Genomic DNA, 13,539 nt, shown 5'->3' on the forward strand with positions numbered 1-13,539 from the left:
CTTCGCCATGGCACGTCTCGTGGCGTGCCGACTCGCCGGTAATCTGATGCGTCGGCCGCTGACCACCGGTCGGCGGCACTCGCATGTTCGGCGCCGAGGCAGTCACCGCACCGGCCCGAACACCCACCGTCCGCCCGTCACCACAGCAGAGGAGCGTCTCGAAGTGCCCAGCTCGACTCTCCGCCCGCAGCGGCCCACGGTCACGTCGGCGACCGAGCTGGCCGGAGAGATCGGTCTGCGCCACGGAGTGCTCGTCGACGGTGCGCTGGTCGACGCGACGGACGACGTCGGCGTCACGGGCATCGAACTGCGCGCGCAGAGCATCCTGGCGGGCGATCTCTTCGCGGCCCTGCCGGGCGCTCGGTCGCACGGCGCCGCCTTCGCGGGCGAGGCGCTCGAACGCGGAGCGGTCGCCGTGGTCACCGACGACGAGGGTGTGGCCCTCATGATCGGTTCCGGCGTGCCCGACGGCACTGCCGTCCTGGTGCATCCGCAGCCCCGCTCGATCCTCGGCACGCTGTCCGCGGCGGTGCACGATCGGCCGTCCGACAAGATGACGGTCATCGGCATCACCGGCACCTCGGGGAAGACCACCACGTCCTATCTGGTGGAGGCGGCGCTGCGCGCTGCCGGACGCACTCCCGGGCTCATCGGCACCATCGAGACCCGTATCGGCACCGAACCGGTGCCGTCCGCGCTGACCACGCCCGAAGCTCCGAATCTGCACGCGATGTTCGCGGCGATGTACGAGCAGGGGGTGGACACGGTCGTCATGGAGGTGTCCTCCCACGCGCTGTCCCTCGGCCGGGTCGACGGCACCACCTTCGCGGTGGGCGCGTTCACGAACCTCTCGCAGGACCACCTCGACTTCCATCTCACCTTCGAGGACTACTTCGCGGCCAAGGCCCGGTTGTTCGCCGAGGACTCGCCGGTCCGCGCGGATCGCGCCGTCGTCTGCGTCGACGACCGGTGGGGCCGGCGCATGGCGGAGATCGCGGCGGCCGGGGGCCGAGCCGCCCCGCTCACCGTCGCGACCACGACCGAGGGGACGGCCTCCTGGTCGGTGACGTCCTGGTCGTCCGGGCCGGACGGCACCCAGCAGTTCGAGGTCGCCGCACGGGACACCGTCGTGTCGGCGTCACTCCGGATGCCGGGGCGCTACAACGTCGCCAACGCCGTGGTCGCCGCCGCCGTGTGCGCGGAGGTCGGGGTGGATCCGGCGGTCGCCCTCGCCGCGATGGCCGAGGTCGACGTGCCCGGCCGCATGCAGCGCGTCGAGCGTGGTCAGAACTTCCTGGCCGTCGTCGACTACGCCCACAAACCCGCCGCACTCGAGGCGGTGCTGGCCACTCTGCGCGCTCAGACCGACGGCCGCATCGCCGTCGTCGTCGGCGCCGGGGGAGACCGCGACGCCGAGAAGCGGCCGCTGATGGGCGAGGCCGCGGCGCGCGCCGCAGACCTGGTCGTCATCACCGACGACAACCCCAGATCCGAGGACCCGGCCGCCATCCGCGCGGCCGTTCGGCGAGGCGCCGACGCCGTCGGCGGTAGCGCCGAGGTGCGCGAGATCTCTCCGCGCGACGAGGCGATCCACGCCGTGGTGCAGTGGGCGAAGGACGGCGACGTCGTCCTGATCGCCGGCAAGGGCCACGAGGTGGGGCAGGACGTCGGCGGCATCAAGTACCCCTTCGACGACCGCCGTGTGCTCGCCGACGCCCTCGACCGACAGAAAGGCTCGATGTGATCCGACTGTCCCTGTCCGCCGTCGCGGACATCGTGGAGGGCACACTGCACGACGTCCCCGATCCCTCCGTGGAGATCACCGCCGGCGTCGAGTTCGACTCCCGGAAGATCACCGAGGGCGGACTGTTCCTCGCTCTGCCCGGTGAGCGCGTGGACGGCCACGATCATGCCGCCGGTGCCGTCGCCGCCGGTGCCGTCGCGGTGCTCGCAGCGCGGCCGGTGGGCGTTCCCGCCATCGTCGTCGAGCACGAGGACGGACCCGGCGCGGCCGTTCTGGACGCACTCGGGAAGCTGGCCGCGGCGTCCGTCGCCGAACTGGCCGCCGGCGATCTCACCGTCGTCGGTGTCACCGGAAGCTCGGGGAAGACATCGACCAAGGATCTGATCCGCGCGGTGCTCGAGCGTGCGGGCACCGTGGTCGCACCGCCCGGCTCCTTCAACAACGAGCTCGGGCATCCCTGGACCGTGCTGCGCGCGGACGCCTCGACACGGTTCCTCGTCCTCGAGCTGTCGGCGCGGGGACGCGGCCACATCGCCGCGCTGGCCGCGATCGCACCGCCGCGGATCGGTGTGGAACTCAACGTCGGCACCGCGCACCTCGGCGAGTTCGGCTCGCGCGAGAACATCGCCGAGGCCAAGTCCGAACTGGTACAAGCGCTTCCGGCTGCGGAGGCCGGTGGTCGGGCGATCCTCAACGCCGACGATCCGCTGGTGGCAGCGATGGCGTCGAAGACCACCGCTCGCGTCGTCACCTACGGGTCGGACACCAGTGCCGACGTCCACGCGCTGGACGTCCGCCTCGACGAGACCGCGCGCGCGTCGTTCACCATGGTCACGCCGTCGGGGAGCGCTCCGGTGTCGCTGCTGGTCCACGGCGAGCACCAGGTGGGCAACGCATTGGCGGCGGCGGCCGTCGGCCTGGACTGCGGCATGGACGTCGAGACCGTCGCGGCCGCGCTGTCGGGCGCGGAGGCCGCCTCGGCCCGGCGCATGGACGTGCGCACGCGCGCCGACGGCGTCACCGTCGTCAACGACTCCTACAACGCCAACCCGGATTCGGTACGCGCCGCGCTGAAGGCGCTCGTCACGATGGCGCGCAGTGGCCGCGACAGGGGTCGGCGGTCCTGGGCCGTGCTGGGTGAGATGGCCGAACTCGGCGACGAGTCGGTGATCGAGCACGATCGGATCGGGCGCCTCGCGGTGCGTCTGGCCGTCAGCAAGATCATCGTCGTGGGAACGGGTCGCCCGTCGCACGGCCTGTACCAGGGTGCCGTCATGGAAGGGTCCTGGGGCGAGGAGGCCCACCTGGTTCCCGATGCCGACGCCGCGATCGCGCTGCTGCGCGACGAGGTTGAGCCGGGTGACCTGGTGTTGGTGAAGGCGTCCCAGTCGGTGGGGCTGTGGACCGTCGCGGAGGCATTGCTGAGCGAGCAGGGGGAGACTCGGTGAGACAGATTCTGTTCGCGGGCGGTATCGCGCTGGCGGTGGCGATCCTGCTGACGCCCGTGTTGATCAAGGCGTTCTCGAAGCAGGGGTTCGGCCAGGAGATCCGGGTCGAGGGTCCCGCGAGCCATCAGTCCAAGCGCGGCACGCCCACCATGGGCGGCGTCGCGATCCTCGCCGGTCTGTGGGCCGGCTACTGGGGCTCGCACCTCATCGGCATCGGCTACGACGCGGACGGGCCGTCGGTGTCGGCGCTCCTGGTGCTGGGTCTGACGACGGTGCTGGGAGTGGTGGGCTTCCTCGACGACTTCATCAAGATCCGCAAGCAGCGCAACCTCGGACTGAACAAGACGGCCAAGCTGGTGGGTCAGCTGTTCGCCGCGGTGATCTTCGGTGTCCTCGCACTGCAGTTCAACGGTGCCGGCGGACTGACGCCGGGCAGTGTCCAGCTGAGCTACGTGCGCGACATCGCGACCGTCTCCATGGGCGGCATCGTCTTCATCCTGTTCTGCTACCTCCTCGTCAGCGCCTGGTCCAATGCGGTCAACCTGACCGACGGCCTCGACGGACTCGCGGCCGGATCGATGACCCTCGTGCTGGGTGCGTACACCGTCATCACGTTCTGGCAGTACCGGCAGGCGTGCACCACGAGTCCGGGACCCGGCTGCTACGACGTGCGTGATCCGCTCGACCTGGCCCTGATCTGTGCCGCTGCGGCGGGTGCGTGCATCGGCTTCCTGTGGTGGAACGCGGCGCCCGCCAAGATCTTCATGGGCGACACGGGCTCGCTCGCGCTCGGTGGCCTGCTCGCCGGCCTGTCCATCGTCACCCGGACCGAGCTGCTGATGGTCGTCATCGGTGCGCTCTTCGTGGCCGAGGCCGCGTCCGTCGTGATCCAGGTGGCGGTCTTCCGGTCGAGTCGCCGACGAGTGTTCCGGATGGCCCCGTTCCATCACCACTTCGAGCTCGGAGGTTGGGCCGAGACGACGGTGATCATCCGTTTCTGGTTGTTGGCCGCCATCTCGTCGGCCGTCGGACTGGCTCTGTTCTACAGCGAGTACCTCTCGGCGATCGGCGACTGACGTGGTGTTGCACGATCCCCGCGAACCCCTCACGTCACCGCTCGACCTCCGGGGTCGCCGGGTTCTCGTCGCCGGTGGCCGGGTGTCCGGCCGCGCCGTGATTCCCGCGCTGCTCGAGGTGGGAGCCTCGGTGACGGTGGCCGACTCGGACACGTCGTCCCTCGAGGCCTGCGCCGATCTCGGCGTTGACACGGTGTCGATGGACGCGATCGCCACCGACCGCGACGCGGTGACCGAGAGCGCCCTCGTCGTCACCAGCCCGGGATTCCGCCCCGATTCGCCGTTGCTCACCACCGCGCTCACGGTCGGCGTGCCGGTGTGGGGCGACATCGAGTTCTCCTGGCGTATCGATCAGGCCGAGGTCTACGGGCCGCCGCGCACCTGGTTGGTGGTCACCGGGACCAACGGCAAGACCACGACGACGTCGATGCTCGCGGCCGTCCTCGACGCGGCGGGAGTGGCGTCCGCGGCGTGCGGCAACATCGGCGTACCGGTCGTGGACGCGCTGCGGCGCGACCCCCGGGCGGACGTGCTCGCCGTGGAACTGTCCTCCTTCCAATTGTTCTGGGCGCCGTCGGTGCGACCGGCGGCCGGAGTGGTGCTCAACATCGCCGAGGACCATCTCGACTGGCACGGCGGCATGGAGGCCTACGTCCAGGCGAAGCTCCAGGCGCTGCACGGCGACGTCGCCGTGGTGGGGCTGGACGACGCGATCGCGTCCACGCTGCGAGCGCGCGCCGCGGCTCCGATCACGGTCGGGTTCACTGCGCACGACCCTGCTGCCGGCGATGTCGGTGTCGTGGACGGCACGATCGTGGACCGCGCGTTCGGTGACGCCGAGTCGCTGGTGGAGACGGACGCCATCGAACCCGCAGGGCCCGCGGGACTGCAGGACGCGCTCGCCGCGGCGTCGCTCGCGCGCGCGGCCGGGGTCTCGGCCGAGCACATCTCGGCCGGTCTGCGGTCGTTCCGCGTCGGACCGCACCGCGCCGCCGTGGTGCGTGAGCTCGGTGGGGTGCTGTTCGTCGACGACTCGAAGGCCACCAATCCGCACGCCGCGAGGTCGTCGATCCTCGCGCACGACCGCGTCGTGTGGCTCGCGGGCGGTTTGCTCAAGGGCGCGGAGGTCGACGATCTCGTCGCCGAGGTCGCCCCGCGGCTCGTCGGTGCCGTGGTGTTCGGCCAGGACGGCGACGTGATCGCGGCAGCACTCGGGCGACACGCGCCGGATGTGCCCGTGGATCGGGTGCCGTCGGGAGACGATGCTGGAGTGGCCGATGCGACTGATGTGACTGACGGTGACGAAGTGATGGCACAGGCGGTGCGGGCAGCCGCGCGCCGCGCCGAGCCGGGAACCACCGTGCTCCTGGCACCCTCGACCGCCTCGTTCGATCAGTTCCGGGACTACGGGCACCGCGGTGACAGCTTCGCCGCCGCCGCCGCGAGCCTCGGCCCCCACGATCTCGCTCCCACCGCCGACCACGGCACGCCGGCATGAGCCCGGCCCGCGGCGCCACGACACCCCCGTCGCGCGCCGGCGGACCCGTGACCGAGCCGGTCACCTCCGCCCGCCCCGGCCGTACGGCTCCGCGTCGACGACCCGTCCGCGCGAAGTTCGAGACATGGGTGGACCGGCCCCTCGCGTCCTTCCACCTCATCGTCACCGTGGCGGCACTGCTCACCATCCTCGGACTCGTCATGGTGCTGTCCGCGTCGTCCGTCGAGGCCTACGCCGAGGACGGTTCCGCGTACACGATGTTCACCCGGCAGGCCATCTTCACCGTGGTCGGCCTGATGCTCTTCGTCGTGGCGCTGCGCCTCCCCATCCGGATCCTGCGCAAGATGTCGTTCCCGATGTTCGTGGTGTCGGTGATCCTGCTGGTGCTCGTGCTGATCCCCGGCATCGGAACGGTCGCGCAGGGCACCCGCGGATGGTTCACCATCGGCGGAGTCGGCCTCCAGCCGTCGGAGATCTCGAAGGTGACCTTCGCCGTGTGGGGCGCGCACCTGCTGGCGTCGCGCCGGGCGGAGCGTGCCGACCTCAAGGGTCTGCTGATTCCCCTGGTGCCCGCCGCGATGGTGATCTTCTTCCTCATCGTGATGCAGCCCGACCTCGGTACCACCGTGGCCCTGGGCATCATCCTCATGGCTCTGCTGTGGTTCGCGGGTCTGCCGGTCAAGGTGTTCGGATCGGTCGTCGGCGGCCTCTTCCTGGCGGCGGTGGTGCTCGCCCTGACGGCCGGGTACCGCTCCGCGCGTATCCAGCAGTGGCTGAACCCCGGCAGCGACCCGCAGGGCACCGGATACCAGTCGCGGCAGGCGCTGTACTCCCTGGCCGACGGTGGGTTGTTCGGTCTCGGCCTGGGTCAGAGCCGAGCCAAGTGGAGCTATCTTCCCAACGCGCACAACGACTTCATCTTCGCGATCATCGGCGAGGAACTCGGCCTGGTCGGGTGCATCGCGGTCATCGGACTGTTCGGGCTGCTGGTCTTCACGGGCCTGCGCATCGCGGCGCGGGTGCCCGATCCGTTCATGAAGATCCTGGTGGCGACGTTCACCGTCTGGATCCTCGCGCAGGCCGCCATCAACATCGGCTACGTCATCGGGCTCCTGCCCGTGACGGGACTGCAGTTGCCCCTGGTGTCCGCGGGCGGAACGTCCACCGCCATCACACTTCTGGTGCTCGGGCTGCTCGCCAACATCTCGCGACACGAGCCCGAGGCGGTGGCCGCACTCGCGTCGGGTCACGACGGGAAGTTCGGCAGACTGCTCAGACTGCCGGTGCCCGAGCCCTACTCGCCGGTCAAGGCGTCGCAGGCGCGAGGCGGACCGCGTGGTCCGGGCCGACAGGGGGTGGCGGGACCCGCTGCGCGCCAGGCGTTGCCGCCACAGGCGCGACGACGCGAGTCCGAGGCCCGCGCGGCACGCCCCGCTCCCGAGCGACACACGTCCGGACGCCCGTCCGCGCGGGATCCCCGACGGGGCGCCGCGGACATGGCACGCAGCGCCGCTGCCCGCGACGCACGATCACGAGAACGGAGACATCACCGGTGACAGGCTCTTCCGGCGTGTCAATCGTCGTCGCCGGCGGCGGCACGGCGGGACACATCGAACCAGCTCTCGCGGTGGCCGACGCCCTGCGGGAGCTGGACCCGTCGATACGGGTGACGGCACTCGGAACCGAACGCGGGCTCGAGACGACGCTGGTGCCCGCTCGCGGTTACGAGTTGGCGCTCGTTCCGCCGGTGCCGTTGCCTCGCAAGCTGACCCGGTCGCTGTTCGCGTTGCCGGCGAACGTCGTGCGATCGGTCCGCGTCACGCGTGCGGTCCTGCGCGACGTCGACGCCGACGTGGTGATCGGCTTCGGCGGGTACGTCGCGCTGCCGGCCTACCTCGCCGCTCGCGGCACGGTGCCCGTGATCGTGCACGAGGCGAACGCGCGCGCCGGTATCGCGAACAAGGTGGGCGCCCGCGTGGCGACGAGAGTCCTCGCCGCCGTCGCCGGCTCCGGGATCCACGGCCGCGGGTCGTCGGAGGCCGAGATCGTGGGCATCCCCGTGCGGCCGACCATCACCGAGCTCGACCGCGCCGGACTGCGCGCCGAGGCGCGTGCGCACTTCGGACTGCCGCAGTACGGTCCCGTGCTGCTCGTGTTCGGTGGGTCGCAGGGCGCCCGCTCGCTCAACCTCGCCGTGTCCGGCGCGTCGGCCGCGCTCGCGGCCGCCGGCGTGTCGGTGCTCCACGCGCACGGCCCGAAGAACACCCTCGACGTCGCCACGGCCGATCCGGACGCCCCGTACGTGGCGGTGCCGTACCTGACCCGCATGGACCTCGCCTACGCCGCCGCCGATGCCGTCGTGTGCCGGTCCGGCGCGATGACCGTCGCGGAGGTCTCGGCCGTCGGTCTGCCCGCCTTCTACGTACCCTTGCCCCATGGCAACGGGGAACAAGAACTCAACGCGGGCCCGATCGTCGCGGCCGGCGGTGGTGTCGTGATCGCCGACGCCGACCTCACGCCGGAGTTCGTGGCCACCGACGTGGTGTCGCTGCTGACCGATCCCGATCGCGTGTCGGCCATGAGTGCGGCCGCCGCGGGCGCGGGTCATCGAGGCGCCGCCGCGGAGGTCGCGCGCATCGTTCTCGAGGTCGCCGGACGAGGTGGTCGGGCATGACGCGACACACCGTCGACGCGACCCTGCCGCCCGAACTGCAGCGCGTGCACATGGTCGGCATCGGGGGAGCGGGCATGTCGGGGATAGCCCGGATCCTGCTCTCGCGCGGTGGCCAGGTGTCGGGCTCCGACGCCAAGGAGAGTCGCGGCGTGAAGGCGCTGCGCGCCCGCGGTGCCCAGATACGGATCGGGCACGACGCGTCGGCGCTCGACATGCTCGAAGGCGGCCCGACGGCGTTGGTCACGACGCACGCGGCCATCCCGAAGACGAACCCGGAGCTGGTCGCGGCCGCCGAGCGTGGTGTGCCCGTCCTCCTGCGTCCGGCCGTGCTCGCCTCACTGATGAAGGGTTTCCGCACCGTCCTGGTGTCGGGGACGCACGGCAAGACCTCCACCACGTCGATGCTCGTCGTCGCGCTGCAGCACTGCGGTGCGGATCCGTCCTTCGCCGTGGGCGGCGAGCTGAACGAGGCGGGAACCAACTCTCATCACGGCACCGGCGAGGTCTTCGTCGCGGAGGCGGACGAGAGCGACGGGTCGCTGCTGCAGTACGACCCCGACGTCATCGTCGTCACCAACGTGGAGGCGGATCACCTCGACTACTTCGGCAGCGAGGACGCCTACGTCCAGGTGTTCGACGATTTCGCCGCTCGTCTGTCCGCCGGCGGTGCGCTGGTGGTGTGCACGGACGACCCCGGGTCGCGGGAGCTGGCGCGTCGGGTCGCCGCGAAGGCGACCGACGGTGTGCGGGTTCTGACCTACGGCTCCGAGGACGCGCAGGTCGACGGCGCCGAGGTGTCCGCGACGCTGCTCGGGTGGGAGCCCGAGGACACCGGCGGCGTGGTGCAGTTCCGGCTGGCCGGCGAGGACCGTGCCCGCACCGTGCGCCTGGGTGTGCCCGGCCGGCACATGGCGCTGAACGCGCTGGCCGCCATCGTCGCCGCGCGCGAGACCGGGGCCGGAGTCGACGAGATCATCGAGGGGCTGGCCGGGTTCGCCGGTGTGCACCGACGGTTCCAGTTGCAGGGCCGTGAGCGCGGCGTGCGCGTGTTCGACGACTACGCCCACCATCCCACCGAGGTCCGCGCGGTGCTCGGTGCCGCGGCGGACCTGGTGCGCACCGCGGACACCGCGACCCCCGGTCGCGTGATCGTCGTGTTCCAGCCCCACCTGTACTCGCGCACGGTGACCTTCGCGGACCAGTTCGCGGCCGCCCTGGATCTGGCCGACGAGGTGGTCGTGCTCGACGTCTACGGCGCGCGCGAGGAGCCGGTTCCCGGTGTCAGCGGAGCGACGGTGGCCCGGTCGGTGACCAAGCCGGTGCACTACCAGCCCGATCTGTCCGCGGTGCCGCGTCAGGTGGCGCACCTGTGTGTCGCCGGCGACATCGTGGTGACGATGGGCGCGGGCGACGTGACCATGCTGGGAAGCCAGATTCTCGACGCTCTCCGCTCCACCCCGGCGCGGCGCTGAGTTCGGGACGTGACATGGCAGGACGACAGACCGTGAACGCGCGCGGTACCGGCCGCACCCGACCCGCGGCCACACCGCGTCGTGTCGGTGCGGAGCGGTCGACGCGGTCGCGCACGTCGACGCGGGCGCCGGCGCGCGAACCGCGTGTCGGTCGCCGCGGCAAGCTGTTGATCCTTCTCGCGCTCGTCGCCTCGGTCGCCTTCGTGGCGGTGTCGTACTTCGGTCCGCTGTGGGCGGTCTCCTCCGTGCAGGTGAACGGCAACGCCGCGGTCTCGCGCGAGCAGGTCGTGCAGACGCTGCAGGTCGCGGAGGGGACACCCCTGCCGAGAGTGGACACGGATGCTGCCGCGGCGCGGGTCGCCGCCATCCCGAAGATCGCGTCGGTCCGGGTCCAGCGCGTGTACCCGTCCACGGTGCGGGTCACGGTCGAGGAGCGCGTTCCCGTCGTCTTCTTCGACGCGGCGGACGGTACCCATCTGATGGACGCCGAAGCCGTCGACTTCGCGGTGGAACCGCCCCCGCCCGGGGTGGTGCGCATGGTGGTGGCCAGCCCGTCCTTCGGCAACCTCGAGACCCGTGCGGCCCTGTCGGTGCTCACCGCGCTGCCCGGTCCGCTGCGATCGCAGGTGGCACAGATCGACGCGCCGACCATCTCGGCGGTGTCGTTGACGTTGTACGACGGCCGGGTCGTGGTGTGGGGGAGCAGTGAGGACACGGAGTACAAGGCGTCCATCGCTCTGCCACTGCTCACTCAGCCGGGTCAGACCTACGACGTGTCGAGTCCGGATCTGCCGACCATTCGGTGACGGTGACGTCCCACATATTTTTCCTGCGCGTGTCGGCGCGCCTAATGGAACCCGCCGAGCGGTGTCTCTAGCGTTTCACCCAGTCGATCACTTGACATAACTATGAACCTATGGTTCAGGTTGAGGGTTTGCCTCGACTGCATCATGCACACCAACCACGGAAGGCGAGAGCCCATGACGCCCCCGCACAACTACCTCGCCGTAATCAAGGTCGTCGGCATCGGCGGCGGCGGCGTCAACGCGGTCAACCGCATGATCGAGCAGGGACTCAAGGGAGTCGAGTTCATCGCGGTCAACACGGACGCGCAGGCGCTGCTCATGTCGGACGCCGACGTCAAGCTCGACGTCGGTCGCGAACTCACCCGAGGCCTCGGCGCGGGTGCCGATCCCGAGGTGGGCCGCAAGGCCGCCGAGGATCACAAGGACGAGATCGAAGAGGTGCTCAAGGGTGCCGACATGGTGTTCGTCACCGCGGGCGAGGGTGGCGGTACCGGCACCGGTGGAGCCCCCGTCGTCGCGAGCATCGCGCGCAAGCTCGGCGCCCTCACCGTCGGTGTGGTGACGCGGCCCTTCTCCTTCGAGGGCAAGCGACGCGGCGGTCAGGCCGACGTCGGCATCCAGGGTCTGCGCGAGTCGTGCGACACCCTCATCGTCATCCCGAACGACCGGCTGCTGCAGCTCGGCGATGCGGCCGTCAGCCTCATGGACGCGTTCCGCTCCGCCGACGAGGTGCTGCTCAACGGTGTCCAGGGCATCACCGACCTCATCACCACTCCCGGCCTCATCAACGTGGACTTCGCCGACGTCAAGGGCGTCATGTCCGGTGCGGGCAGCGCCCTCATGGGCATCGGGTCCTCGCGCGGCGAGGGGCGCGCCATCAAGGCGGCCGAGTCGGCCATCAACTCGCCGTTGCTCGAGGCGTCCATGGAGGGTGCACGCGGAGTGCTCCTCTCCATCGCCGGCGGATCCGATCTCGGTCTGTTCGAGATCAACGAAGCGGCATCGCTGGTGCAGGAGGCCGCGCACATCGACGCCAACATCATCTTCGGCACCGTGATCGACGATTCGCTGGGCGACGAGGTGCGCGTCACCGTCATCGCCGCCGGTTTCGACGGCAGCGGTCCGGCCCGTCGCCCCATCGAGGCACCGCAGAGTCAGTCTCGCGGCGCCACCGTGGGAACGGCCCGCGCGGGCGAGACGCGTACCGAGGACGACGGTCCCGCCGTCTTCCGCGACGCGCCGTCCTCGTCTCTTCCCCCCATCGGCGAGCGCGCCGCGCGTGCCACCGGACATCCCGTCCGGGTGGAGGACGAGGGCGACGACGACGTGGACGTGCCCTCCTTCATGCGTCGGTGAGCATCTCCGACCGCGGCTACCGTGTCCGGCGCGTGACGACGTCACGCGCCGGAGGCGTGTCCGAACCGCCCTACGATTCCTTCAATCTCGGTGATCACGTCGGTGACGACCCGGCGCACGTGGAGGCCAATCGGCGTCGTCTCGCCGAGAAGATCGGTCTGTCTCCCGAGCGTCTCGTGTGGATGGACCAGATTCACGGTCGATCCGTCGCGATGGTGGACGGACCGGTCTCCGGACCGGTCGAGGCCACCGACGCCCTCGTCACCACCCAGCGCGACCTCGCGCTCGTCGTCCTGGCCGCCGACTGCGTGCCGCTCCTGTTGTCCGACGATGCCGCGGGCGTCGTCGCCGCCGTTCACGCCGGCCGCGTCGGTGCTCGGATCGGCATCGTCCCGCGCGTTCTCGACGCCATGGTGGCCGCGGGCGCCGCCGTCTCCCGGATCGAGGCGTTCCTCGGCCCGGCGGCCGGGGGAGACGACTACGAGGTGCCGCGCACCATGCAGATCGACGTCGAGACCCACCTGCCGGGCAGCGCGACGCGTACTCGCAAGGGCACACCCGGTCTCGACATCCGGGCGGGCCTGCGTCGCCAGTTGCTCGAGGCCGGCGTCGCCGGAGTGGCCGCCGATCCGCGCGAGACCATCACGGACCGTTCGCTGTTCAGCCACCGCCGGGGGTCGCCCACGGGGCGGCACGCCGGTGTCGTGTGGATGGACACGACCTCGTGACCGCGCCGGACGATCGGCGGACGTATCTCGCGGACCATCTCGCCGAGGTCCGCGATCGGCTGTCGCGCGCCTGTGCGGCCGCGGATCGCGCACCCGATTCCGTGACCCTGCTTCCCGTCACCAAGTTCTTCCCGGCCTCCGACGTCGTACTGCTGCGCGAGCTCGGGTGCACCGAGTTCGGCGAGTCGCGCGAGCAGGACGCGTCTCCCAAGGTCGCCGAGATCGGCACCGACGGTGTGCGCTGGCACATGATCGGCCGCCTGCAGCGCAACAAGGCGAAAGCTGTTGCCGCCTGGGCACATGCGATCCACTCGGTGGACACCGACCGTCTGGTCACCGCACTCGGCAAGGCGGTCGCGGGCGCGGTGGACAACGGTGACAGGACTGCGGATCTGGACGTCTACGTGCAGGTGAGTCTGGACGGTGACACGCATCGCGGAGGCGTGGACCGCGAAGACCTGGAGGCACTCACCGCGCAGGTGTCCGAGACCTCGGGTCTGCGACTCGCCGGGCTCATGGCGGTGCCCCCGTTGGGTGCGGACGCCGACGCGTCGTTCGAGGATCTGCAGCGTCTTCACACGCAGGTCCTCGCCTCGCATCCGGGCGCGACCGGACTCTCGGCCGGGATGACGGGCGACCTGGAAGAGGCTGTCCGACACGGGTCCACGTGTGTGCGTGTCGGAACCGCAATCCTCGGTCCTCGGCCGATAACCTCGCCTTGACGACATGAACACCAT

Annotated in this window: 11 protein-coding genes; all 11 read left to right on the forward strand. The window is 70.7% G+C overall.

The genetic code is table 11. From position 1 onward, the window contains the following. Positions 1-7 precede the first annotated feature (7 nt). The 11 genes from OHB23_RS12240 to OHB23_RS12290 all read left to right on the forward strand — a co-directional run bounded on the left by OHB23_RS12240 (position 8) and on the right by OHB23_RS12290 (position 13,524). Positions 8-1,744, forward strand: a complete 1,737-nt coding sequence (locus tag OHB23_RS12240; protein WP_328809621.1) for a UDP-N-acetylmuramoyl-L-alanyl-D-glutamate--2,6-diaminopimelate ligase — start codon at positions 8-10, stop codon at positions 1,742-1,744. Then, on the forward strand, positions 1,741-3,192 hold the full coding sequence (locus tag OHB23_RS12245) for a UDP-N-acetylmuramoyl-tripeptide--D-alanyl-D-alanine ligase (RefSeq protein ID WP_328809622.1): 1,452 nt from the start codon (positions 1,741-1,743) through the stop codon (positions 3,190-3,192). The genes OHB23_RS12240 and OHB23_RS12245 overlap by 4 nt, the downstream gene beginning before the upstream one ends. Further along, a complete protein-coding gene (gene mraY, locus OHB23_RS12250) occupies positions 3,189-4,268 on the forward strand; it encodes a phospho-N-acetylmuramoyl-pentapeptide-transferase (RefSeq protein ID WP_027505847.1) in 1,080 nt (359 codons plus the stop codon). The genes OHB23_RS12245 and mraY overlap by 4 nt, the downstream gene beginning before the upstream one ends. 7 nt (positions 4,269-4,275) lie before the next feature. After that, on the forward strand, positions 4,276-5,766 hold the full coding sequence (gene murD / locus OHB23_RS12255) for a UDP-N-acetylmuramoyl-L-alanine--D-glutamate ligase (RefSeq protein ID WP_328811634.1): 1,491 nt from the start codon (positions 4,276-4,278) through the stop codon (positions 5,764-5,766). After that, a complete protein-coding gene (ftsW, locus tag OHB23_RS12260; RefSeq protein WP_328809623.1) occupies positions 5,763-7,322 on the forward strand; it encodes a putative lipid II flippase FtsW in 1,560 nt (519 codons plus the stop codon). The genes murD and ftsW overlap by 4 nt, the downstream gene beginning before the upstream one ends. Beyond that, positions 7,319-8,440, forward strand: a complete 1,122-nt coding sequence (gene murG, locus OHB23_RS12265) for an undecaprenyldiphospho-muramoylpentapeptide beta-N-acetylglucosaminyltransferase (protein WP_328809624.1) — start codon at positions 7,319-7,321, stop codon at positions 8,438-8,440. The genes ftsW and murG overlap by 4 nt, the downstream gene beginning before the upstream one ends. Then, positions 8,437-9,912: a UDP-N-acetylmuramate--L-alanine ligase gene (gene murC / locus OHB23_RS12270; RefSeq protein WP_056445582.1), complete on the forward strand. Its 1,476-nt coding sequence runs from the start codon at positions 8,437-8,439 to the stop codon at positions 9,910-9,912. The genes murG and murC overlap by 4 nt, the downstream gene beginning before the upstream one ends. A 14-nt stretch (positions 9,913-9,926) precedes the next feature. Continuing rightward, positions 9,927-10,718, forward strand: a complete 792-nt coding sequence (locus OHB23_RS12275; RefSeq protein ID WP_328809625.1) for a cell division protein FtsQ/DivIB — start codon at positions 9,927-9,929, stop codon at positions 10,716-10,718. 174 nt (positions 10,719-10,892) lie between these two features. Beyond that, positions 10,893-12,074: a cell division protein FtsZ gene (gene ftsZ / locus OHB23_RS12280; protein ID WP_027505852.1), complete on the forward strand. Its 1,182-nt coding sequence runs from the start codon at positions 10,893-10,895 to the stop codon at positions 12,072-12,074. A gap of 2 nt (positions 12,075-12,076) precedes the next feature. Beyond that, positions 12,077-12,802, forward strand: coding sequence for a peptidoglycan editing factor PgeF (pgeF, locus tag OHB23_RS12285; RefSeq protein ID WP_328811635.1), 726 nt, complete (start codon positions 12,077-12,079; stop codon positions 12,800-12,802). Then, positions 12,799-13,524 carry a YggS family pyridoxal phosphate-dependent enzyme gene (locus OHB23_RS12290; RefSeq protein WP_328809626.1) on the forward strand — a complete coding sequence of 242 codons (726 nt, stop codon included), beginning with the start codon at positions 12,799-12,801 and terminating at the stop codon, positions 13,522-13,524. Before pgeF ends, OHB23_RS12290 begins: the two co-directional genes overlap by 4 nt. Positions 13,525-13,539: the final 15 nt, after the last annotated feature.

This window comes from Rhodococcus sp. NBC_00294 (assembly GCF_036163995.1).
Lineage (GTDB): Bacteria > Actinomycetota > Actinomycetes > Mycobacteriales > Mycobacteriaceae > Rhodococcoides.

Coding starts and splice junctions, on each gene's coding strand:
- murC (WP_056445582.1), top strand. CDS start 8,437: ATGACGCGACACACCGTCGACGCGACCCTGCCGCCCGAACTGCAGCGC.
- OHB23_RS12240 (WP_328809621.1), top strand. CDS start 8: ATGGCACGTCTCGTGGCGTGCCGACTCGCCGGTAATCTGATGCGTCGG.
- OHB23_RS12275 (WP_328809625.1), top strand. CDS start 9,927: ATGGCAGGACGACAGACCGTGAACGCGCGCGGTACCGGCCGCACCCGA.
- ftsZ (WP_027505852.1), top strand. CDS start 10,893: ATGACGCCCCCGCACAACTACCTCGCCGTAATCAAGGTCGTCGGCATC.
- ftsW (WP_328809623.1), top strand. CDS start 5,763: ATGAGCCCGGCCCGCGGCGCCACGACACCCCCGTCGCGCGCCGGCGGA.